This is a genomic window from Pseudodonghicola sp. (assembly GCF_048268305.1).
In the GTDB taxonomy this organism is placed as follows: Bacteria; Pseudomonadota; Alphaproteobacteria; order Rhodobacterales; family Rhodobacteraceae; genus Pseudodonghicola.
The window spans coordinates 114,003-135,258 of record NZ_JBLWVT010000002.1 but is presented as its reverse complement, the minus strand read 5'-3'; the positions used below and the strand labels follow the sequence as shown (position 1 = coordinate 135,258).

Genomic DNA, 21,256 nt, shown 5'->3' with positions numbered 1-21,256 from the left:
TCCGTTGGTGTTCCGGGGGCCCGGTTCAGTCCGGTTTTGCCCCGTATCCACCACCGCCGCAGGACAGCACGGTGACCCGATCGCCCCGGTTGATGGTGACGTTGTGTTTTCCGGGCAGCTTTTCCTGCGTGCCTTCTTTTCTTGTCAGAACCACTTCGAACAGGGCGCCATCCTCGCCCCCCTCCAGCCCATAGGCGGGAACCACGGCCCGTTCGAACATGGTGGTGAGCGAGACATTGTCGGCCATCATCCGGTAAACCCGGTCGAGCCCCTCGCCGCCGCGATGCGCCCCCGCCCCGCCGGAATTCGGCCGCAGCGCCTGGCGTTCGACCATGATCGGATATTCGGTTTCGATCACCTCGGCCGGCGTGCTCATCACATTGGCCAGGTGCACCCGGGTGACGGCCATGCCGTCGCGGTCGATCCGGGCGCCCTCGCCGCCGCCGTGCACCTCGTAGAAGGTGGAATAATCCCCCCCCTCGTTGCGGGCGGAGAAGATCAGAAGACCCGCCGTGGTCGGCCCCCCGGCGGAAAGCTTCTCGGCCGCGACGGGAACCAGCGCCTTGAAGATGGCATCGGCGACCCGCTGGCAGGTCTCGTGGTTGCCGCCGACCACCGGCACATTGGCGCGCGGATCGAGGATCGAGCCCGGCCGCGTCACCACCGACAGCGGCCGATAGCAGCCGGCAGAGGGCTGGATATCCGGGCCATAAAGCGCCTTCATCACATAGAAGACGCCGGCGGCGGCGATGAAGGGCGTGGTGTTCAGCGCGCCCGGCACCGCGTTGTCGGTTTCGGTGAAATCGAAACTGGCGGCCTCGCCTGCGATGGTGACCTTGACGCGGATCGCCACCGGGGCGCCGCCGTGGCCATCGTCATCCATGAAGTCCTCGCCCTCATAGACGCCATCGGGGATCGCGGCGATCGCCTCGCGCATCTGGCGTTCGGCGCGGTCGTGGATGGCCTCGAAGGCGGCCATCAGGAAATCGACGCCATAGGTCAGCCGCAGCTCCTCCAGCCGCCGTCCGGCGACCGTGGTGGCCGAAATCTGCGCCAGGATATCGCCGCGCCGCTCGGCCGGGCCGCGCACGTTGGCAAGGATCAGGCCCATCTTCTCCTCGTCGATCTCGTCGCCCGCGACCAGGCGGACCGGGGGGATGCGCAGCCCCTCCTGCCAGCAATCGAAGGCGGCGGCGTAATAGCTGCCCGGCATGGCGCCGCCGACATCGGCCCAATGCGCCAGGCTGATCGAAAAGGCATAGAGCTGACCATCGTGAAAGATCGGCCGGATCAGCTTGACGTCCGGCAGGTGATTGCCGCCGACATCGGGCAGGTTCAGGATCCAGACATCGCCCGGTTTCAGCGCCGCGCGGCCGACCATGCGGATGAACTCCCGCACGGTGAAGCTGAGCACGCCCAGGTGCACCGGCACGTCCCGCCCCTGCGCCACCAGATAGCCATTGGCATCGGTCAGCGCCGAGGAATGATCGCCCGCCTCGCGCAACAGCGGCGAGCGCGCGGCGCGCATCACCACGCTCGACATTTCCTCCGCCACCGCGGTCAGCGCGTTGCGGATCACTTCCAGCGAGACGGGATCGAGTTTCACGGTCATGTCCTTCATTGCAGGTCCACCTCGATGTGCAGGTTGCCGGTGGCGTCGCGGCGGATGGTCTCGCGCGGCGGGATGACGACGGTCGACCAGTCGTCCTCGACGATCAGCGGGCCTTGCAGCACCTCGCCCACCACCAGCGCGTCACGGGCAAAGACCGGGGTCTTGGCGCTTTCGCCGGTCTCGAAGGTGACCTCGCGCCAGCCGACCGGCGCCGGGGTCACGGTTCCGCCGACGATTTCCGCCGCCTCGCCGCCGCGCCCGGGGCCGGTGACCTCGGTCCGCACGGTCATCAGCTCCCAGGTCTCGCCGGTGGAATAACCATAGATCGCCTTGTGGGCGGCATCGAATTGCGCGCCCAACTGATCCGGATCGGCAAAGGCCGGGCCATGGATCGGGGTCTCATAGCTCTGCCCGGAGTAACGGACGCCGGCGGTATGGGTGACGCGCAGACTTTCCCAATCATGGCCGGCCTCGATCAGCGCCTTCGACAGCGTGTCGATCTCGTCCCGCAACAACGCATCAAGCCGGCCCTGATCCCAGTCGCGCGACTTCATGCTGACGGTGAACTGCCGCGAGTAGCTCATCGCCGCATCGACGCAGCCCAAGGCCGAGAAGCCGGAGGAGAACATCGGCACCACGATCTTGCGGATGCCGCAGATGCGGGCGACCTCGACCGCGTGCATCGGACCGGCGCCGCCGAAGGCGACCAGATCGAAGCTGCGGATATCAAGGCCGCGCTCCACCGTCGCCTTGCGCAGCGCCCGGGCCATGGTGGCATGCACCACCCGGGTGATACCGACGGCGGCCTCTTTGACGTCAAAGCCCATCTCGGCCCCGAGCGCGCGGATCACCTCCTCGGCGAGCTGCGGCTGCAACGGCACCGAACCGCCCAGCGTGCGCGCGGGATTGAGATAGCCCAGCACCATGTCGGCATCCGACACCGTCGGCAGCACGCCGCCCTTGCCATAGCAGGCCGGCCCCGGGGTGGCGCCGGCGCTGCGCGGACCGACCTCCAGCGCGCCCGAGACAAGCCGTGCGATCGAGCCGCCGCCGGCGCCGATGGAATCCACCGCCACCATCGGCAGCCGGATGCGCTGGCCGCCCAGTTCCCGGTTCGCCGCGATCTCGGCCCGGCCGTCGACGATCAGGCAGACGTCGGTGGTGGTGCCGCCCATGTCGAAGGTCAGCGCGTTCTTGATCCCCAGCGCGCGGGCCATCTCGGTGGTGGCAAGCGCGCCGGCGGCCGGACCGGACATCGCCAGCATCAAGGGCCGTTCGGCGATCAGCTCGGGCGTCGCCATCCCCGAGGCGGAGTGCATCAGATGCACACGGCTGTCCGGCGCCTTGGTCTCCTCGATCCGCTGCAGATGAGCGCGGATCTTGCCCATCATCATGGCGTTCAGCACCGTCGTGCTCATCCGTTCGAATTCGCGGATTTCCGGGGAAATCTCGTGGCTGAGCGAGACATTGGCGAAATGCTGGGCCAGCCGGTCGCCCAGCTTGATCTCATGCGCCGGGTTCTGAAAGGCATGCAGCAGGCAGACCGCCACGGTCTCGACACCGGTCTTCTTGATCTCGGCGATCACCCGGTCGATCTCGGTCTCGGTCAGCTCGGTCAGGACCGTGCCGTCCGAGAACAGACGTTCCTGCACCTCGAACCGAAGGGCGGCGGGGACCAGCGGCTCCACCTTCGGTGGCAGGTCGAGACGATAGAGCGCCCGGCGCGAGGTGCGGCCGATTTCGATACTGTCGGAGAATCCGGTGGTGGCGATCAGCGCGCAGGGGGGGAAGTTATGCTCGACGATGTCATTGGTCACGATGGTCGTGCCATGGACGATCTCGCTCACCTCATCCCAGGCCAGATCGACGGCGGAAATCGCCTCGACAATCGCCTGCACCGGCTCTGCCGGCTTGCTGGGAACCTTCGCCGACCGCCGGTTCATCCCATCCGGGGAAACCGCGATTACGTCGGTGAACGTGCCCCCGATATCAATTCCTAGGCGCCACTCCGACACTGGATATCCTCACTTTTCGATATTCGACAAGTTTTCTCGTTTTTTCGAACATCTCATGCTGAAAATAACTGTCAACCAAACTTGCTCCTCAGGGGGAGAACAAAGCGCCGTGACGGCAGGCCGCGACAGGGCGCTGCCCAAGTTTGCATCGTATTCCGGAAACGAGAGGGGATATTTTTCCGATTTACGGAAATTTTCGGACCTCAAAAGCGCTATGCTTCAGGTCAGGCAGATCGGGGAAATCACAATCAGACAGCAACAGGCGGCCAAAGATTCGCCGGCTAGCGCCTCATGGGATTTCCGAAAAACGGAAAGCTTGCCGCTCAGCCAATCCCGCGCAGCGACAGCGACAACCGCTGTGCCGCGTTCAAAAGCTGGATCTCGACGGTGCCCCGGTCGATGGAGGAAAACCGATCGGCCAGCCCGAAGACCGCCAACGCATAGCTGAGCCCGGTGCGGCGATCCTCGACCGCGGCGGCATAGGACAGAATGCCCGGGTCGAATTCGTTGTTGCAGATGGCGACCTGACGCTGCCGAATATCGGCGATCTCGGCACGGATATCCGCCTCGTTCACCTTGGTATTCGCGGTGAACACCTGCCGCGGCTGCTTCAGATAATCGTCGATGAAGGCGTCCGAACTCAGCGCCAGCAGGATTTTCCCGGTCGCGGCAGCATAGAGCGGCATGCCGCGCCCCGGCTGCACAAAGGCCTGCCCGAAGGCGGTGGGCGTGCAGGTCGACATCACCTCGACCCCCTGCCCCACCAGACGGGCAAGAAAGCTGGTCTCGCCGAAACGGTCCGCCAGATCCTTCAGGACCGGCACCGCCGAATGGGTGATATCGGCGCCATTGGTCATCTGGCTGGCCATCATCCACATGCGTTCGCCCAGCACGAAGGCCTTGGTGTTCAGCTTGCGCACCGCGCCGACGCTGATCAGGGTATTGAGCTGGCGGTGCACGGTCGCGACCACCAACCCGGTCGCGGCGGCGATCTCGGACAGGGTCAGCCCCTCGGGATGCGCCGAAAGAGTTTCCAGAATCCGGAATGCACGACCCAGCGGGCTATCGTCTGCCTCGGTCATCTGTCTGCCCCCTCGTTCCGCGCGCGAGGAGACCCCGCAGCAATGTCTATGCTTTCAATACGCTTTCGCGATCTTCCACCTGACGCGAAAGAGCGTCAACCGGTTCTAATTGCTCTGCCGGCGACGCTCTGTCAATATTGTATTCCGGAATTCGGAAAGGGCCGACCGTCAGGCCAGCACGTGCCAGGATTTGGCAACGATCCACCAGCGATCGCCTTCCTTGAGGAACAGCAGCTCGTCGATGAACTGGCTGGGCAGATACAGGTCGCGCACCCGCGCGTGGGCCGTGGTCGGGCTTGCCACCGTCAGCGCCAGCACCTGATCATCGCGCCGATCCCCGCGCGAGGCGCTGGAGGGACGTCCGGCGACCCGCGCCATGTAGGGTTCATGATCGAAGGTCACCACCTTGCCGTCGACAACGGCGAACAGCCGGCACAGCGGATGAAACACCTCGCGGAAGCGGGCGACATCGCCGTCATAGAGGGCGTCGAAATATTCCTGAATCAGCGCCGCGACCTGCGCTTCGTCATCCTTGAATTGGTCAGTCATCTAAGGGTCCTTTCAGTTGGCCCGCCGCTCAGCCAGCGGTGCGGGAGAAATCTTCGTCGGCCACGTAAAGCGCGTGATCGAGCACCTGAAGAAGCTGGTCGATCTCGGCATCCGAGATCACCAGCGCCGGCGCCAGGAACAGCGAGGTCTGCTCGCCGCTGGTGCCGATCGAGACGTTTTCGGCCATGGCGGCGGCCACGACTTTCGAAGCGATCGGGGTTTCGCGGGTGGCGGCGGTCCACTGGTTCCAATGGGGGCCGTGGAATTCGACGGTCCAGTGCAGACCGCGGCCATCGACGCGGGCGACGCTGGGGTGACGCTTGGCCATCTCGACCAGCCGCGGCCCGATCACCGCGCCCAGCGCCGCGACCCGGTCCAGCAGCTTGTCGCGCTTCACCACCTTCAGATAGGTCGAGACCCCCGCCATCGCGGTCGGATGGCCGCGATAGGTCGAATAATTCTGCCAGGCGGCATCGTTCAGTTGCTCGGTCAGTTCCTTCGACAGGATCACCGCGCCGATCGGACCGGCGCCGCCGGCCAGCCCCTTGGCCATGGTCACCATGTCAGGCCGCGCGGTGCCGCCCTGGAAGGCGAACCAGCGGCCCGAGCGGCCGGCACCGGTCACCACCTCGTCCGCGATCCAGAGCGCACCGGCCTGTTTCGCCGCCGCAGCCACCTGATCCTGATAGGCGCCGTCGTGATAGATGCCGCCCTGGGTATAGTCGATGATGACCGAGGAGGCATCGGAGAGCACATTGGCCATCTCGTCCCGGCTCATCGGCGGATAGTGCACCACCCGCTGGCCGTAGAGCGAGCTGTCGGGGGCCGCGATCACCCGCACCGCGCAATTGGCCGCCGCCGGGCTGACGCTGCCATCGCCGCGCGACAGGCCGCCATGCCATTGCGGCTGCGTCGTCACCTCGCGCGAGAGGCCGGTGAGCCCGTGATAGGCGCGTTCGCGCGTGGCCACCGCCGACCGGCCGGTCAGCGCCTGGCCCAGCGACAGCGCCAGATCGTTGATCTCCGATCCCGACAGGCCGAAACGCACGCCGCCGACCCAATCGGTTTCACCCTCGAAAGCGATGTCGATCAGATCCTCGGCCGCCTGGGTCCGTCCCTTCCAGGCCCAACCTTCGGAAATCGCCGGGTATTCCGCCGCCTTGCGGATGGTTTCCACCATATCCGGATGGCGGTGGCCCAGCGAGCCGGCCGAATTCGATCCGTCCAGCACCCGGCGGCCGTCGGACAGCGTGTACCAGCAGCCCTCGCCGTCGACGACATAGACCGGGGCCTCGTCATTGGTTGTCAGGCTGGTGTTCAGAAGTCGTGACATGTCGGTCATCCCTGTTGTTCGAGTGTCTCGGTGTCAAAGGCCCGCGCCGCATCGAGCGCCGCCTGAAGCTCTGCCGCCGTGGCGAAAGGCACCGCGAAGCGCGCGCCCAGCTCGGTGGCCAATAAGGTGCAGCGGCTCAGGAAAGCGGCGGCGCCCTCGGCCTCGACCAGCCGCAGCGGCCCACCGGTCCAGGCGGGAAAGCCGGCCTCGCGAACCGCGCCGCTATTGATGCCGGCCGCTGACCGCAAGGCGCCCTCGGCAAGCGCGCGCAGGGCGGCACAGCATTGCGCCGTCAAAAGCCGCGTCTCGATGTCGGCCAGCGCGGGCAGATCGCCCTTGAGGCTCTCCGCGGCATCATCAATCCCCAAGGCCCCCGCGTCATAGCCCGCATGTGTCGCCACATTGCGGATCAGCGCCGCCGGCACGCCCTGCCCCCGCAGCGCTGCGATCTCGTCCCGCAAGGCCTCGCGCAAGGTCTCGGCGAATGCTGTGTCCGGCGGTTGCGAGGCCCGTTTCAGCACCGATCGGTCCTTGAGCCGCAGGCCGATCCGCACCTCGGCCTCGCGGCTGATCGCCTGACGGGCGAAGAGCCGACTTTCGATGATCTCTCCATCGGCAAAGCTACAGGCCGCCACGTCGCAGATCCCCGAGAGCGCCACGATCTCGGCCAATTGCCGGCCATGCCCCGCTTGCACCAGGGCAGAGGTTCGCCCCTGCTGCGCCAGAAAACGCCCGCGCCGGTCGAACAGGCCACCGCCCGGCACCCGGTGCCCCCGGCGGTCCCAGGGCTGCTGCGGCGCCGGGTTGGCGGCGATCCAGTCGCGCGCCGCCTGCATGAGACCCGCCCGATCGGCACAAAGCCCGGTGATCAGCCCCAGCTCCGCCGCGCGGGCGGGCGCAATCAACCTGGCCTCGACGATCAGCGGAATGGCGGCCTCGATCCCCAGAAGATGCACCAGCCGCACCAACCCGCCGGCCCCGGGGATCAACCCGATGGAGCATTCGGGAAACCCCAGCCGGATGCTGTCGTCATCCGTCGCGAAACAGGCGTGGCAGGCCAGCGCCAGTTCGAAATTGCCGCCCACCGCCAGCCCTTCGACCAGCGCGACCACCGGCAGGCGCAACCGTTCGATCCGCCGGTAAAGCGCCTTGATCCGCTGGCTGTCGGCGAAGATCTCCGCCGGGCTGGCGGCGGCGAGTTCGGCGATCTGGTCGACATCGCCGCCCACCCCGAAGGCCGGCCGGTCGGTCAGAAAGATCACCCCGCGCACCGGCGCGACCTCGAGCCGGTCCAACAGCGCCCCCAGTTCAGCCTTGAACTGCGCCGTGGTGCGGTTCACCGGACCGGAGGGATCGGCGAGCGTCACGGTCAGGATGCCGTCGGGGCCAAGGCTCTCGCTCAGATACATCGCCATCCCCTCAGACCAGCTCGATCACGGTGGCCGAACCCATGCCGGCGCCGATGCACAGGGTGACAAGACCCCGCTTGCCGCCGGTGCGTTCCAAGGCGTCGATCAGCGTGCCCAGCAGCATCGCCCCGGTCGCCCCCAGCGGATGGCCCATGGCGATGGCGCCGCCGTCGATATTCACCTTCTCCAGCGGCACGCCGGTGTCCGCCATGAAGTGCAGCGGGACCGAGGCGAAGGCCTCATTCACCTCGAAAAGATCAATGTCGTCAAAACCAAGACCCGCGACCGCCAGCGCCCGCCGCGCGGCCTCGGCCGGGCCGGTCAGCATGATCACCGGTTCCGAGGCGCACAGACCGGTGCCCAGCACCCGGGCGCGCGGGGTCAGCCCCGACGCCTCCACCTGGCTGGCAGAGGCCAGCAGCGCCAGCGCCGCCCCGTCGACGATGGCCGAGGAATTGCCGGCGGTGTGATCGTGACGGATCGCCGGCACCTGCGGATAGCGCCCCAGCGCCACGAAATCATAGCCGCCCGCGCCGATGTCGCCAAAGACCGGCGCCAGCGCGCCAAGGGTCTCGATACTGGCGCCGGCCCGGATGTTTTCGTCCCGCGCCAGCAGCGGCAGCCCCAGCTCGTCCACCACCGGCACGACGGAACGGTCGAAATGCCCCGCCGCCCAGGCCCGTGCCGCCAATTGGTGCGACCGCGCCGCGAAGGCGTCGAGATCGGCGCGCGTCATGCCCGCCAAGGTGGCGATCAGATCGGCGCTGATGCCTTGAGGCAGGTAATCGCAGGCGGTGGAAATCTCCGGGTCGAACTGCCAGGCGCCACCGTCCGAGAACATCGGCACCCTCGACATCGATTCGACACCGCCGGCGATCACCAGATGCTCCCAGCCCGATCGGATCTTCTGCGCCGCCAGGTTGATCGCCTCGAGCCCCGAGGCGCAGAAACGGTTCACCTGCAGCCCCGGCGCGGCGGTCCGCCAGCCGTTCAGCAAGGCCGCCGTGCGCCCCATCGGCCCGCCCTGCTCTCCCACCGGCGAGACGCAGCCGAGGATGATGTCGTCCACCGCCTCGGGCGCGAATCCGGTGCGGCGCTGCAGCTCGGCCAGCAGATCGGCGACCAGCCGCACCGGCTTGACCGTGGCGAGCCCGCCGCCCGCCCGGCCCTTGCCGCGAGGGGTGCGCAGGGCGTCACAGATATAGACGTCCGGAAATGGGGTCACGTCGGCGGCTCCGCTGAGAATTTGTACAAACGGAAATCACGAGTTTCGAATATTCGCAAGATTTTTCCGATTTTTGTTATTTTCTGTCGGCGACGGGTGCTAGCAATTAGGCAACTCGCGGCCCTTGCCGCGCCAGGCCGAAAGGATAGCAAAGTGATGACCCCGCCCAGCGCAGCGCATCTCGGGCCCGACGGCAGCCTGCTCTATAATCTCACCCATCAGGCCGAGACCCGGCCCGAGGCCCGCGCGCTGGCCTATTACGGCGCCGATCTGAGCTTTGCCCAGCTCTGGCAGGCGGTGCGCCATGTCGCGGGGACGTTGCTGGACCTCGGCGTTGCCCCCGGCGATCGGGTGGCGATCGACATGCAGAACAGCCCGCAATACGTCATCGCCTATTACGCGGTGCTGGCGGCGCGCGGCGTGGTGGTGCCGCTGAACCCGATGTATCGCGCGGAAGAGGTCGCCACCATCCTGGGCGACGCCGGCGTGCGGGTGGTGCTGGCGGCGGAAGAGGTGTTGGACCGGTTCACCGGTTGGCCGGGAGCGGAGGCTCTCTCGCTCATCGTCGCGCGCTATGCCGACATGCTGCCCGACACCCCGGTCACCCCGCCGCCGGCGGTGACCCAGGCCGCGCCCCTCGATCTCTCCGGCGACGAGCGGCTGATCCCCTGGGCCGAGGCGCTCCGCCCCCCCGTCCCCGCCCGCCTGCCGGGAGAGGATGCGCCGGCGACCGACTGGGCGGTGATGCCCTATACCTCAGGCAGCACCGGCGTGCCGAAAGGCTGCCTGCACAGCCACCGCAGCGTGATGCATACCGCCGTGCTGCAGGTGGAATGGTACGGGATCACCGCAGACAGCGTGGTGACCGCGGTGCAGCCGCTGTTCCATGTCGCCGGCATGCAGGGGTCGATGAACGCGGCGATCCATGCCGGCGCCACGCTGATGATCATGACCCGCTGGGAGGCCGAGGCGGCAATCGCGCTCTTTACCCATTACGGCGTGACCTTCTGGAATGCGCCGCCGACCATGGTGGTCGATATGATGTCACGCGGCGGCGCGGTGACGCCGGCGCTGGCGCGGGTCACGGTTCTGACCGGCGGCGGTGCTGCGATGCCGGGGCCGGTGGCGGCGCGGCTGAAGACCCAGTTCGGGCTGGAATATGTCGAGGCTTTCGGCATGTCGGAAACCATGTCGCCCACCCATCTGAACCCGATCGACGCGCCACAGGCCAGCACCGTGGGCATCCCGGCGCAGATGACCCGCTCGATGATCGTCGATCCCGACACGCTGGCACCGCTGCCCGACGGTGAGGTCGGCGAACTGGTGGTGAGCGGCCCGCAGCTGATGCTGGGCTATTGGAACCGGCCCGAGGCCGATGCCGAGACCTTCTTTTCTCATGACGGCCAACGCTTTCTGCGCACCGGCGATCTCGCCCTGCGGCAGGCGGATGGCTATTACCGCATCGTCGACCGGCTGAAGCGGATGATCAACGCCTCGGGCTTCAAGGTCTGGCCGACCGAGGTGGAAGGCGTGATCTTCGGCCATGAGGCGGTGGAGGGCTGCTGCGTCATCGCCGCCCCCGACGCCTATCGCGGCGAGACGGTCAAGGCGCTGATCCAGCTGCGCCCGGGCGCCAGGTTGACCGCCGGGGAGCTGACCGACTGGCTGCGCCCGCAACTGGCCGCCTTCAAGCTGCCGCGTCTGGTGGAATTCGTGGGCAGCCTGCCGCGCACCGCCTCGCACAAGGTCGACTGGCGCGCCCTGCAGGAGCGCGAGGCCGCAGCGGCGAGGAGCTGAGCCCCCGCCCGGGCCGGCACTCAGATCCAGTGTTTCTTCAGCGCCAGCAGGGCGGCGTGATGGCGGTTGCGCGCCGACAGCTTCCGCGCGGCGTTGTTCAGATGATAATTCACCGCCGAGGCCGAGATGGTCATTTTCTCGGCGATTTCCTGACTGGTCAGCCCCTCGGCCACCCAGATCAGGCTTTCGCGTTCGCGCGGGGTCAGCGGCGTCTCCTCCACCCTCACCTGCGGCTCAAGCGCGTTCAGCGTGTCGGCGATGTGATAGGCGGCGACCATCAGCTTGCTGCCATGGCCAGAGAAGGCGTCGCGCACCACGCTGCGATTGTCCGAGGTGAAGGTGACCAGTTCGAGCCCGTTGCGGCCATTGATCGGGATCGAGAAGCCATAGGAGATGCCGAATTCATTGGCCTCGTGAAACACCAGCCGCTGCCGCTTGCGGAAGGGTTTCAGAAACGGGCCAGAGCCCCAGAAAAACGGGGTGCGAGAGGTCTTTGCGACCTGAATCACCGGGTCGATCTGGTCATAGTGCCGCCCCTGATAGCGGCTTGCCCAATGCGCATCGTAATTGGTGGTCAGCTTGAAGGTGCCGGGCAGGCCCAGCGCCTCGGCCCGGGCATCGCTGAAGGCGGCATAGCTGAACCGCAACATGCCGAAGTCACGCAAGAACCCCTCGATCTCGGCAAGGAAGCTGTCCCGGTCGGGCGCCGGTTTCTGCGGCAGGTAATCGAGTTCGCCAAGACCCACGGTCTGATCGCCTTTCGTCCGGCAAGGTGGAAGGAGCGTTAAGATTCTGCCGGCTTGGCGCTCTTTTTGCAAGATTTGCCAGTACCGTCCGCCCGGTCGCCTCTGGCACGCTGCGGACCGCAACATGGAGGTCAACAAAAATGACGCAGAAAAACAGACTGGGCGTCGTGCTCGGGTTGGCGACGGCGCTGATGGGCAGCACGGCCCTGGCGGATGTCGTCAAGATCGGGGTGCTGGCACCGCTGACCGGGGCGACCGCCTCGGATGGGGAAGAATTCGTGCGCGGCGCCAAATGGGCGATCGAAGAGGCCAATGCCAACGGCGGCGTCGCCGGCCATACCTTCGAACTCGAGGTGGCCGACGTCAAAGACCACTCCGCCGCCAATGTGTCGAGCGCGGTGGAACGGCTGCTGGGCACCGACGGGGTGGAGGTGATCCTGACCGGATACGCCAGCCTGTCGATGTTCGAGGTCGACCTGATGGCCGAAGAGAACATGCCCTATATCGCCTCGGGCCCGTCGCCCGCCTTCGCAGCCATCGTGTCGAAGGACCCGGATTATTACAACTGCTGCTGGTCCTATACCGCCGATTTCAAAGGCTATGAGACCGATCTCCTGCCGCTGGTCGACGGGCTGGCCGCCGATGGCAAGATCACCGTCGACAGCAAGACCGTGGCGATCATCTCGTCCGACAACCCCTATTCCAAGACCATCTCGGAGGGCATGAAGAAAAGCTTTGCCGACGGCGGCTGGAAGATCGTCGTCGATGAGCTGGTCCCCTTCGGCGAGGTCAGCGACTGGACGGTGATCCTGACCAAGGTGAAGGAAACCAACCCCGATCTTGTGGTCAATACCGACTATATCCCCGGCAACTCGGCGCTTTTCATGAAGCAGTTCCTCGATGCGCCGACCGACAGCCTGGTGTTCCTGCAATACGCCCCCTCGGTGCCCGAATTCCTGCAACTGACCGGCGACGCCGCCACCGGCGTGCTCTACAACCTGATCTCGGCGCCGCTCAACACCTCGAAATGGCCGCGCGGGCAGAAGCTGATGGCGGACTACAAGGAACGCTACGGCATCGAATCGGGCTCCTATGGCGTCGGGCTTTATGAAGAGGCCAACGTCTATTTCGACGCCCTGCGCGAGGTCGGCGATCCCAAGGATCACGATGCCATCGGCGCCGCCATCGGCCGCACCAAGAAGGAAGTCGCCTCGGGCATCCTGGAATTCGACCCGGCGACCCATGTGGCGACCCAGGCTGACGACCGCTCGCCCACCACCTTCTGGCAGATCTGGGACGGCAAGCGGTACATGATCGCGCCCAAGGCCTATGCGGACGCCGATTTCCAGACGCCGCCCTGGCTGAAGAAGTAACCCACCTCCCCCAACTGCCCCTCGCCTTGGATCGGCGGCGCCTGCGCGCCGTGCCGGTCCACGGCGTGGGGCCCTTTTTTCCGGAGTCCATGCATGGTTGCCCCCATCCTCTCCGTCCGGAGCGTGGCAAAGCATTTCGGCGGTCTCAGGGCCGTCGACGACGTCAGTTTCGACGTCCTGCCGCAGCAGATATTCGGCATCGCCGGGCCGAACGGCAGCGGCAAGTCCACCCTGTTCAACGTCATGACCAAGGTCCCCTTCGGCCCCACCCGGGGCGAGGTGCTGCTGAACGGCCGGCCGATCCAGGGGCTGTCGCCGCACCGCATCGCGCTCGCCGGCATCGCCCGCACCTTTCAGCGCGAGAATGTCTTCGCCTCGCTCTCGGCCATCGACAACGTGCTGGTGGCGGTCGAAAGCCTGGTGCCGACAGCACCCTTCGCCGAACAGCTCGAACGCGCGGAAGAGGCGCTGGCGCTGGTCGGCTTTCCCGCCACCATGCAGAACTCTCCCGCTGGCAGCGTGCCGATCTTCTATCGCAAGCAGCTCATGATCGCCTCGGCCCTCGCGCTGCAGCCCAAGGTGCTGCTGCTCGATGAACCCGCCTCCTCGCTCACCGGGCCGGAGATCGAGCGGATGAAGCAGATCATCCTGCGGGTGCGCGACAACGGCATGACCGTGGTGCTGATCGAACATGTGCTGGCGCTGCTGATGGAGGTGTCGGACCAGCTCCTGATCCTCGACCAGGGCCGGGTGATCGCCAATGGCGATCCCGTCACGGTGACCCGCGCCCCCACCGTCATCGAAGCCTATTTGGGGGTCGCGCATGAGTGAGATCATCCTCGACGTCCGCGGCCTGTCGGGCGGATACGACACCACCCAGATCTTCTCGGGCATCGACCTGCAGATCGGCGCCGGCGAAAGCATCGGCATCTTCGGGCCGAACGGCCATGGCAAGACCACCTTTCTCAAGACGCTGTCCGGGCTGATCGACCCCTGGGCGGGCGATATCTTCTTTTGCGGCGAGCGGATGAACCGCGAGGGCGAGCGCGGCAGCCGGCGGATGCGCAACTTCAACTACAACGCCGTCACCCGCCGCCGGATCGACCCCAAGGCGGTGGCGCGCGCCGGGCTGATCCATGTGCAGCAGGGCAACCTGCTGTTCCCCGAGCTGACGGTGGATGAAACCCTGTCGATCGCCACCACCGCCGCCCGCGGCCGCAAGGGCTGGAACCTGTCGGAGGTGAAGGACCTGTTCCCGCGCCTGGGCGAGCGTGCCGGCCACAAGATCCGTTTCCTGTCGGGGGGCGAACGCCAGATGGTGTCGATGGCCGCCGGGCTGATGGCGGCGCCGAAACTGCTGATCCTCGACGAGCCGACGCTGGGCCTGTCGCCCAAGGTGCGGCAGGAGCTGTGCGACGCCATCCTCAGCGTGCGCAACCACGGGCTGCCGCTGGTGCTGATCGACCAGGATGTCGCCTTTCTCGAACAGATCATCGACACGCTCTACCTCTTCGATCACGGCCGCTTCTCCGGCCGGATGGGCAAGGCCGAGATGCCCGATCACGAAACCCTCATGACCATGCTGTTTGGAGAGGCGCACTGATGGATACCGCGATCCTCATGGATATCGTCAAATCCGGACTGGTGCTGGGCGCGCTCTATGCGCTGATGGCGACCGGCCTGTCGCTGGTCTGGACCACGCTCGGCATCTTCAACTTCGCCCATGGCGCCTTTATCGCGCTCGGGGCCTATCTGGCCTGGCAATTCTCCTCGACCGACGCCTGGGGTCTGCCGATGGTCCCCGCCATCGTGCTGAGCAGCCTGGTGATGTTCGCCGTCGGCGCCCTGCTGCATTTCCTGCTGGTCAAACCCTTCGAGCGGCGCCAGGACATCGTGCTGATCTCGGTCATCACCACGCTTGCCGGCGCGGTGATCCTGGAAAACGGGCTGCAACTGATCTGGGGCGCGCGATCGAAGCAGATCCCGCCGCTGGCGCAGGGGGCGGTCGATATCGGCGCGCTGTCGCTTGGCCGCTCCGAGCTGCTGCTGATCGGGCTGGTGCTGGCGATCCTCATCGGCGTGGGGCTGTTCCTGCGCTATTCGAAACCCGGCCGCTCAATGCGGGCGGTGGCACAGAACCAGGATGCCGCAGCGCTGCTGGGGCTGAACGTGCCGCTTTACTTCGCCATGGTCTTCGGCCTTTCGGCCTTGACGGCGGGACTGGCCGGCATCTTCGTCGGCACCATCCGCTTCATGAGCCCTTCGATGGGGTCGGAGCCGCTGATGAAGGCGCTGATCGTGGTGATCTTCGGCGGCGTGGCGCGCTTCTCCTCCCCGATCTACGCGGCGCTGATCATCGGCCAGATCGAGGCCTTCTCGGTCTATTTCGTCGGCCTCTACTGGGCGCCTGCGGTGCTGTTCTTCACCATGATCGTGGTGCTGCTGATCAAGCCCGAAGGTCTCTTCGGCAAATACCAGAGGACCTTGTGATGCGTTACGATCCCCCCCTTCACAAGACCCAAGGTCTGGTGCCGCTGATCGTCGCGGCGGTGGCGCTGCTGGTCTATCCGCTGGTCTTCGAGGCCACCTATTTCCGCCATGTGATGATCCTGGCCTTCATCTTCGCCATCGTGGCGACCAACTGGGATCTGTCGCTGGGCTATGCCGGCCTGTTCAACTTCGGCCATGTGGCGCTGTTCGCGGTGGGCATCTACACCTATGCGATCCTGGCCAAGACGCTGGGCGTCTCGCCCTGGCTGGCGATCCTGGCGGGCGGCGGCACCGCGGCCATCGTGGCGCTGTTGATCGCGCTGCCGGTGCTCAGGCTTGACGGGATATATGTGATCCTGGTCACCATCGCGCTCAGCCAGCTGATCTATCTGGTGGTGATCTCCTGGTCCGACGTGACCGGGGGCACCTCGGGCATGGTGACGCTGCCGACGCTGCAGATCGGCGACTATCGCCTGTCGAAGGACGGGCGCATCGGCTATTATTACATCGGGCTGGGGCTCCTGGCGCTGAACCTGGCCTTTCTCTACCTCCTCACCCGCTCGCGCCTGGGCCGGGCGATCATGGCGCTCAGGGACAACAAGTATTACGCCATCGCCCGCGGCGTGTCCGAGGCCAAGACGCGGGCGCTGACGCTGACCGCCAGCGCCATCTTCACCGGCATCGCCGGCGGCTTCTACGGCGCCTATCTGCGGGTCGCCTCGCCCGATGCCTTCGGGATGGGCTTCCTGACACTGGTGCTGTCGATGCTGCTGGTGGGCGGCACCGGCACCATCTGGGGGCCGCTGATCGGCGCCTTCGCGATCTCCTTCCTGTCGGAATGGCTGGCGGGCTTCGGGCCCTGGCAGAACATCATCGTGGCGCTCGCCATCATCCTGGTGGTGGTCTTCTATCCCGGCGGGCTCTGGGCGGCGCTGCAGCACCTGCGCGAGATCGCCGACGGGCTGCGCAGCCAGACTATCGCCCGCCTGCGTCGGCACCGCGAAAAGGCCGCACGCGAAGCCTTGACCGGCGCCAAGGAACGGATGCTGCGAACGGCCTATGGGCAGATCGCCATCGCCGACACCGGTCCCGGTGGCGACAGACCGGCGCTTTTGTTCCTGCATGGCAACTCCGCCTGCAAGGAGGCGTTCTACAAGCAGTTCCGCAGCTTCGCCGACAGATACCGCGTTATCGCTTTCGACCTGCCGGGCCATGGCGTGTCGGATAACGCCGATCCCGAGACCGCCTATAACGTCAAAGCCTATGCCGAGATCGCCGAAGCCGTGCTGGCCGATTGCGGCGTTGCCCGGGTCCATGTCTTCGGCTGGTCGCTCGGCGGCTATGTGGCGCTGGAGCTGACCGCGCGGGACCAGGTCGAGGTCACCTCGCTTGCCATCTGCGGCACGCCACCGCTGACCGTGGTGCCCGACGACATGGGCCGCGCCTATATGCCCACCGCGCATATGGTGCTGACGTCGAAACAGTATTTCTCGCGCGAGGAGGCGCGGTCCTACGGCCAGCATGCCACCGCGCCGCTGTCAGAAGACAGCGCCTTCCTGCACCGGGCGGTGCGGCGGACCGATGGGCGGGCGCGGTTCTATATGATGACCAAGCTCGCCATCGTCGACTGGCCGCGGCAGATGCGGATGCTGGCCGAGGGGCGCATTCCCACCGCCATCCTCAACGGCAACGACGATCCGTTCCTGAACCACGCCTATGTGGCCGGGCTGAAATACGGCAATCTCTGGAAGGGCGCGCCGCAGGACATCCAGGACGGCAAGCACGCGCCCTTCTTCAACCGGACGGACGTTTTCGACCTGTCCTATTTCTCTTTCCTGCGCTTCGCCGAAACCGACGGCGGCAACGGAGCATTCTAACACTTCCCCGGGGGCGGCCTGACCTTGGCCGTCCCGTTTCACCGGGCGAAGCCGCAGGGCCAGATGCACCCGGCCCCGCCGAGCATGGCCCGCAACGCCATCGGCGCTTGTCGCGGGGCGACATCAAAACCCAATAGGAAAAGGCGCCCAGGCCAATCGCCAGCGCCGATCGCAGGCCTGTCGCCTGCAACACATCAATCAATTCTGTCTGAGAGTGATGGTACCGCCTCCCCGGCTTGAACGGGGGACCTCTGGATCCACAATCCAGCGCTCTAACCAACTGAGCTAAGGCGGCACTGTGGAGGGGGATTTAGCCAACCGCTCCGGGGATTGCAAGCGCTTTACCGCACTATTCTGCAGCTTTGTTCAACCGGCTCGACACCGAGGGATCGCGGCGGCTCGCGGCGCTCCAGTCTCCAGCCGGCAGCGGCATAAGGCGCCCTGGCCGCCCGCTGGCTCTCCTGGGGTCAAAGCACCATCTCGCGATGCGCCTCGGGCAGAGGCGGGGCTAGTCACAGCCCGGCCGCTTCCGTGATCCAGCCCCGCTTCGGATCCTGACCGGCGACGAATTCCACAAGACGGCTTGCCTCCAGCGGGCCAAAGCTGTGCTCTCCTCCCCCATCCTTCGCATAGAGGCTTTGGTGACGCTCCCCCCGCCAGGACATGCCATCGCGACGAAACGGGCGCGGGATCACATCGCACAGCCCCATCTGCACGCGGATGCCGCTTGATTCTCAACCTCCGAAGAGCTAGCAGAAGCGCCTTGAGACAGGAGGCCGTCATGGGCATCAACACCGAACGCGATATCGAGGCGAACCTGCAGATCGGACCCACCGACAAGGGCATGGTCCGGCTGTTCATCGAAGCGACCGATGGCACCGAAATCCCGATGGATTTCGAACCGGAAGAAGCCGAGGAGATCGCCGAGGAAATCCGCGCCGCCGCTCAGGCCGCGCGCCACGTCAAAGGCTGACCAGCCCCAGAACACCCGGGTCGCGCAGCGCCTGCAGGCGCCGCGCCGCATGGGTCGCGAATTTCTGGATCAGAACCTTGCGCCGCGCCGCCGGCAGCTTCGCCTCCGGCGCCATCCGGATGATCTCGGCATCATAGGGGTCGGCGATGATCAGCCCGCTCTCCTGCGGCAAAAGCTCGGTCGGAAACGCCATGTCCACCGCCCAGAAATAGCGATCACACCACTCAAGATAGCCGTGCCATTTGGCGTCAGACTGGAAGTCCGCCCGGCTGGACTTGCATTCGATCACCCAGATCTCGCCCTTCGGCCCCAGCCCCATCACGTCAACGCGCAAGCCGCGGGCGGGTACGAATTCCTCGACCGACACGAACCCCAGCCGCGTCAGATGACGCGCCACCCCGCGGGCCAATCGCTGTCCTGGCTGCAGTTCCTCAAGCATGGCGCAAATGTGAACATTTAGGGAACAAAAATCAAGCCCCCTTCTCAGTCGCTGCCCGCCGCCTCCCGCCGTTTTGCAGATGGGCATATCCCGCGGGCGTCTTGGCAGAAGGCGGGACAGCGCCCCCTGCCACCTCGGAATTCGAAATCCTCGCATGCCCCCTTGCGCGCCCCTTCGCGGCGCCCTACCTCTGATCCGTGGCGGGTACTGCCCTTCCTGTGTTCGGTAGCATTCCGGTGGCCTTAAACATTTCCGAGGGGGCTGGCTCTGTTCAGGTCTTGGCCTGATTACCTGGCGCCCACCTGTACATACAGGTCCTCGGGAATCAAACCGCACGTTTGCGGTGGTCCCGCCACATGATCCATCCGGCTGTCCGCCATCCCCCCCAAAATCCTGTCCTGACGTTCCGTCGCATCCCAGCCTCCGGGCGCAAGCGACCTCGGGCGTGGTTGCGCTTGGCCCGCACCTGCAGCACCATGGCGTGACCTAACGGAAGCAAAACCAGATGATCCCCCAGAACGCCCCTCTCGAGCATCCCTTTGCCACTGCCCCCGCCCCCGGAGAGCTGATCGAAATCGCCCCCGGGATTCTCTGGGCGCGCTTTGCCCTGCCGTTCCGGCTCGATCATGTGAACGTCTATTTCCTGAAGGACGGCGACGGCTGGCTGATCATCGACACCGGCATCGACAACCCCGAGACCCGCGACGCCTGGCGCGCCATGCTGGCCGGCGCGATGCAGGGCGAAAAGATCACCGGGCTGATCATCACCCACCATCACCCCGATCACATCGGCCTGGCCGGCTGGCTGTGCGAAACCCTGCGCATCCCCTTGCTGACCAGCCGCACCACCTTCCTGTCGACCACCACCTATTTCAACTCGCCCGAACTGCTCGCGGCCAGCGCCTATAGCGACTTCTTCATCAGCCACGGGATGAGCGACGAGATCGCGGCCCTGGTCAGCGTGCAGGGGCATCAATACATGCGGATGCTGTCCAAACCGCCGCTGACCTATCGCCGGCTCGCCGCCGGTGACCGGCTGCAGGTGGGAACGCGCCGCTTCAACGTGCTTTCGGGCGACGGCCATTGCCCCGAACAGTTGATGTTCTACGCCCCCGAGGACAATATCCTGCTGGCCGCCGATCAGGTGATCGAGAAGATCAGCCCGAATATCTCGGTCACCGCCTTCGAACCCGATGGCAACCCCTTGGGCGATTTCATCCGCTCGCTGCAGGCGCTGATCGAGGATATCCCCGAGGATGCGCTGGTTCTCTCCGGTCACCGACTGCCCTTCGTCGGGCTGCATCAGCGCTGCCGCGAGTTGATCGCCCATCACGGCTACCGCTGCGATCTGATCCGCGGCGAGGCAGCGGTGCGCCCAGTCTCGGCCGCCGAGCTGGTGCCGGTGCTGTTTCACCAGACGCTCAGCCCGCATGAGATGAGCTTCGCCTTCAGCGAGGTGCTGGCGCATATGAACTATCTCGCCGCCGATGGCGAGCTGGTCTGGCAGATCGACGCCGAGGGCCACCGGCGGCTGACGACGCCCTGAGCGATGCCATAGCCCGAGCTGAGCACCCCCGGTTTCGCAAGGCGGCTGGCCGAAAGGCCTGAAACCCTCTAAAAGCGATAGCCGCGGGATCACCCAGAGGATGCGGAACGAACATGGACAAGACGCGGCGCGACAAGGATGGCGGCAAGGGAGAGGCAACGATCAGCTCCTCGACCGTGATCGTGCGCGATATCGTGCGCGGCCTCTATGAGGGGCGCTATGTCGCGGGTCAGCGGCTGGTCGAACCCGACCTGATGCAGCACTATTCGGTCAGCCGCAGCACCGTGCGCGAGGCGCTGAAACAGCTTACTTCGGACGGCATCGTCGTGTCGCACCCCTATCGCGGCGCCAGCATCCGGCGGATGACCCGGCACGACGCCGAGAACAACTTCGCCATCATGGAGGTGGTGCTGGGCCTCGCCGCGCGGCAGGCGGCGCAGCATATCGACGCGCCGGGCGCGCGCGAAAAGCTGCAGGCGCATTTCGACGCCATCGCCGCGCATGAGGATCTGAGCGACCGGTTCGACTTCATCCGCCGCCGCGACCGCTATTTCCGCGCGCTGATCGAAATCAGCGGCAACCCCGAGCTTGCCACCCTGCTGCCCCGGCTGCAGGTGCACCTGATCCGCAATCGCCTGGCGGTGCCGGTGAAGGAACGGGTCGAGGGCTATCGCAAGATGACGCAGGCGATCCTCAGCGGCGATGGCGCCAAGGCGGAGAAGACCGCCCGTGCCTATGTGCTGATGACCGCCTCGCATCTTCTGCCGCATTTCCCGGAATAATCCCGGGC

At 66.0% G+C, this 21,256-nt stretch carries 19 protein-coding genes and 1 tRNA gene; 9 read left to right on the top strand and 11 right to left on the bottom strand.

The features are described 5' to 3' along the window. Positions 1-25 precede the first annotated feature (25 nt). From ACN0V4_RS03750 to ACN0V4_RS03720, 7 genes are all read right to left on the bottom strand, one after another. Positions 26-1,621 carry a hydantoinase B/oxoprolinase family protein gene (locus ACN0V4_RS03750; RefSeq protein WP_417673188.1) on the bottom strand — a complete coding sequence of 532 codons (1,596 nt, stop codon included), beginning with the start codon at positions 1,619-1,621 and terminating at the stop codon, positions 26-28. Continuing rightward, complete coding sequence (locus ACN0V4_RS03745; protein WP_417673187.1) at positions 1,618-3,627, bottom strand: hydantoinase/oxoprolinase family protein; 2,010 nt, start codon at positions 3,625-3,627, stop codon at positions 1,618-1,620. Before ACN0V4_RS03745 ends, ACN0V4_RS03750 begins: the two co-directional genes overlap by 4 nt. A 323-nt stretch (positions 3,628-3,950) precedes the next feature. Further along, positions 3,951-4,709 carry an IclR family transcriptional regulator gene (locus ACN0V4_RS03740; protein WP_417673186.1) on the bottom strand — a complete coding sequence of 253 codons (759 nt, stop codon included), beginning with the start codon at positions 4,707-4,709 and terminating at the stop codon, positions 3,951-3,953. Between the two features lie 168 nt (positions 4,710-4,877). After that, positions 4,878-5,258: a nuclear transport factor 2 family protein gene (locus ACN0V4_RS03735; protein WP_417673185.1), complete on the bottom strand. Its 381-nt coding sequence runs from the start codon at positions 5,256-5,258 to the stop codon at positions 4,878-4,880. A 28-nt stretch (positions 5,259-5,286) separates the two neighbouring features. Continuing rightward, the gene (locus ACN0V4_RS03730) at positions 5,287-6,591 is read right to left on the bottom strand and encodes an aminotransferase class III-fold pyridoxal phosphate-dependent enzyme (protein WP_417673184.1); all 1,305 of its coding nucleotides are present in this window, start codon (positions 6,589-6,591) and stop codon (positions 5,287-5,289) included. A 5-nt stretch (positions 6,592-6,596) separates the two neighbouring features. After that, positions 6,597-8,000 carry an enoyl-CoA hydratase-related protein gene (locus ACN0V4_RS03725; protein WP_417673183.1) on the bottom strand — a complete coding sequence of 468 codons (1,404 nt, stop codon included), beginning with the start codon at positions 7,998-8,000 and terminating at the stop codon, positions 6,597-6,599. Between the two features lie 10 nt (positions 8,001-8,010). After that, entirely contained in the window at positions 8,011-9,225 is a 1,215-nt protein-coding gene (locus tag ACN0V4_RS03720) for an acetyl-CoA C-acetyltransferase (RefSeq protein ID WP_417673182.1), read from the bottom strand. A gap of 156 nt (positions 9,226-9,381) precedes the next feature. Here ACN0V4_RS03720 and ACN0V4_RS03715 point away from each other — a divergent pair, with 156 nt between their 5' ends. Continuing rightward, complete coding sequence (locus tag ACN0V4_RS03715; protein ID WP_417673181.1) at positions 9,382-11,022, top strand: AMP-binding protein; 1,641 nt, start codon at positions 9,382-9,384, stop codon at positions 11,020-11,022. Between the two features lie 20 nt (positions 11,023-11,042). Here ACN0V4_RS03715 and ACN0V4_RS03710 read toward each other — a convergent pair whose 3' ends face one another. Then, the gene (locus ACN0V4_RS03710; RefSeq protein ID WP_417673180.1) at positions 11,043-11,768 is read right to left on the bottom strand and encodes a helix-turn-helix transcriptional regulator; all 726 of its coding nucleotides are present in this window, start codon (positions 11,766-11,768) and stop codon (positions 11,043-11,045) included. Positions 11,769-11,908: 140 nt separating this feature from the next. Here ACN0V4_RS03710 and ACN0V4_RS03705 point away from each other — a divergent pair, with 140 nt between their 5' ends. The 5 genes from ACN0V4_RS03705 (at position 11,909) to ACN0V4_RS03685 (ending at position 17,508) form a co-directional block, all read left to right on the top strand. Further along, positions 11,909-13,141 carry an ABC transporter substrate-binding protein gene (locus ACN0V4_RS03705; RefSeq protein ID WP_417673179.1) on the top strand — a complete coding sequence of 411 codons (1,233 nt, stop codon included), beginning with the start codon at positions 11,909-11,911 and terminating at the stop codon, positions 13,139-13,141. 93 nt (positions 13,142-13,234) lie between these two features. Continuing rightward, on the top strand, positions 13,235-13,972 hold the full coding sequence (locus tag ACN0V4_RS03700; RefSeq protein WP_417673178.1) for an ABC transporter ATP-binding protein: 738 nt from the start codon (positions 13,235-13,237) through the stop codon (positions 13,970-13,972). After that, the gene (locus tag ACN0V4_RS03695) at positions 13,965-14,744 is read left to right on the top strand and encodes an ABC transporter ATP-binding protein (protein WP_417673177.1); all 780 of its coding nucleotides are present in this window, start codon (positions 13,965-13,967) and stop codon (positions 14,742-14,744) included. The genes ACN0V4_RS03700 and ACN0V4_RS03695 overlap by 8 nt, the downstream gene beginning before the upstream one ends. Further along, complete coding sequence (locus ACN0V4_RS03690) at positions 14,744-15,631, top strand: branched-chain amino acid ABC transporter permease (RefSeq protein WP_417673176.1); 888 nt, start codon at positions 14,744-14,746, stop codon at positions 15,629-15,631. Before ACN0V4_RS03695 ends, ACN0V4_RS03690 begins: the two co-directional genes overlap by 1 nt. Next, positions 15,631-17,508 (top strand): alpha/beta fold hydrolase, encoded by a 1,878-nt coding sequence (locus tag ACN0V4_RS03685; RefSeq protein ID WP_417673175.1) that lies wholly within the window; start codon positions 15,631-15,633, stop codon positions 17,506-17,508. The genes ACN0V4_RS03690 and ACN0V4_RS03685 overlap by 1 nt, the downstream gene beginning before the upstream one ends. Positions 17,509-17,726: 218 nt before the next feature. Here the strand turns inward: ACN0V4_RS03685 and ACN0V4_RS03680 are convergent. Together ACN0V4_RS03680 and ACN0V4_RS03675 are read right to left on the bottom strand one after the other, a co-directional pair. Then, positions 17,727-17,803 (bottom strand) — tRNA-His (locus ACN0V4_RS03680). Between the two features lie 217 nt (positions 17,804-18,020). Then, on the bottom strand, positions 18,021-18,224 hold the full coding sequence (locus ACN0V4_RS03675; RefSeq protein ID WP_417673174.1) for a hypothetical protein: 204 nt from the start codon (positions 18,222-18,224) through the stop codon (positions 18,021-18,023). A 65-nt stretch (positions 18,225-18,289) separates the two neighbouring features. Here ACN0V4_RS03675 and ACN0V4_RS03670 point away from each other — a divergent pair, with 65 nt between their 5' ends. Further along, complete coding sequence (locus tag ACN0V4_RS03670) at positions 18,290-18,481, top strand: DUF6324 family protein (RefSeq protein ID WP_417673173.1); 192 nt, start codon at positions 18,290-18,292, stop codon at positions 18,479-18,481. Here ACN0V4_RS03670 and ACN0V4_RS03665 read toward each other — a convergent pair. Next, entirely contained in the window at positions 18,471-18,920 is a 450-nt protein-coding gene (locus tag ACN0V4_RS03665) for an MmcB family DNA repair protein (RefSeq protein ID WP_417673172.1), read from the bottom strand. The two genes, ACN0V4_RS03670 and ACN0V4_RS03665, sit on opposite strands and share 11 nt — an antisense overlap. Positions 18,921-19,425: 505 nt before the next feature. Between ACN0V4_RS03665 and ACN0V4_RS03660 the strand changes: the two genes are divergently transcribed. Together ACN0V4_RS03660 and ACN0V4_RS03655 are read left to right on the top strand one after the other, a co-directional pair. Beyond that, positions 19,426-20,466, top strand: a complete 1,041-nt coding sequence (locus tag ACN0V4_RS03660; RefSeq protein ID WP_417673171.1) for an MBL fold metallo-hydrolase — start codon at positions 19,426-19,428, stop codon at positions 20,464-20,466. Between the two features lie 113 nt (positions 20,467-20,579). Next, positions 20,580-21,248: a GntR family transcriptional regulator gene (locus tag ACN0V4_RS03655; protein WP_417673170.1), complete on the top strand. Its 669-nt coding sequence runs from the start codon at positions 20,580-20,582 to the stop codon at positions 21,246-21,248. The last annotated feature ends 8 nt before the right edge of the window (positions 21,249-21,256 follow it).

What these genes read in the sequence shown, in the direction of transcription:
- ACN0V4_RS03725 (WP_417673183.1), bottom strand. Translation starts at nt 8,000, where the DNA reads ATGTATCTGAGCGAGAGCCTTGGCCCCGACGGCATCCTGACCGTGACG.
- ACN0V4_RS03665 (WP_417673172.1), bottom strand. Translation starts at nt 18,920, where the DNA reads ATGCTTGAGGAACTGCAGCCAGGACAGCGATTGGCCCGCGGGGTGGCG.
- ACN0V4_RS03695 (WP_417673177.1), top strand. Translation starts at nt 13,965, where the DNA reads ATGAGTGAGATCATCCTCGACGTCCGCGGCCTGTCGGGCGGATACGAC.
- ACN0V4_RS03735 (WP_417673185.1), bottom strand. Translation starts at nt 5,258, where the DNA reads ATGACTGACCAATTCAAGGATGACGAAGCGCAGGTCGCGGCGCTGATT.
- ACN0V4_RS03660 (WP_417673171.1), top strand. Translation starts at nt 19,426, where the DNA reads ATGATCCCCCAGAACGCCCCTCTCGAGCATCCCTTTGCCACTGCCCCC.
- ACN0V4_RS03655 (WP_417673170.1), top strand. Translation starts at nt 20,580, where the DNA reads ATGGACAAGACGCGGCGCGACAAGGATGGCGGCAAGGGAGAGGCAACG.
- ACN0V4_RS03730 (WP_417673184.1), bottom strand. Translation starts at nt 6,591, where the DNA reads ATGTCACGACTTCTGAACACCAGCCTGACAACCAATGACGAGGCCCCG.
- ACN0V4_RS03670 (WP_417673173.1), top strand. Translation starts at nt 18,290, where the DNA reads ATGGGCATCAACACCGAACGCGATATCGAGGCGAACCTGCAGATCGGA.
- ACN0V4_RS03700 (WP_417673178.1), top strand. Translation starts at nt 13,235, where the DNA reads ATGGTTGCCCCCATCCTCTCCGTCCGGAGCGTGGCAAAGCATTTCGGC.
- ACN0V4_RS03685 (WP_417673175.1), top strand. Translation starts at nt 15,631, where the DNA reads ATGCGTTACGATCCCCCCCTTCACAAGACCCAAGGTCTGGTGCCGCTG.
- ACN0V4_RS03690 (WP_417673176.1), top strand. Translation starts at nt 14,744, where the DNA reads ATGGATACCGCGATCCTCATGGATATCGTCAAATCCGGACTGGTGCTG.
- ACN0V4_RS03750 (WP_417673188.1), bottom strand. Translation starts at nt 1,621, where the DNA reads ATGAAGGACATGACCGTGAAACTCGATCCCGTCTCGCTGGAAGTGATC.
- ACN0V4_RS03715 (WP_417673181.1), top strand. Translation starts at nt 9,382, where the DNA reads ATGACCCCGCCCAGCGCAGCGCATCTCGGGCCCGACGGCAGCCTGCTC.
- ACN0V4_RS03740 (WP_417673186.1), bottom strand. Translation starts at nt 4,709, where the DNA reads ATGACCGAGGCAGACGATAGCCCGCTGGGTCGTGCATTCCGGATTCTG.
- ACN0V4_RS03705 (WP_417673179.1), top strand. Translation starts at nt 11,909, where the DNA reads ATGACGCAGAAAAACAGACTGGGCGTCGTGCTCGGGTTGGCGACGGCG.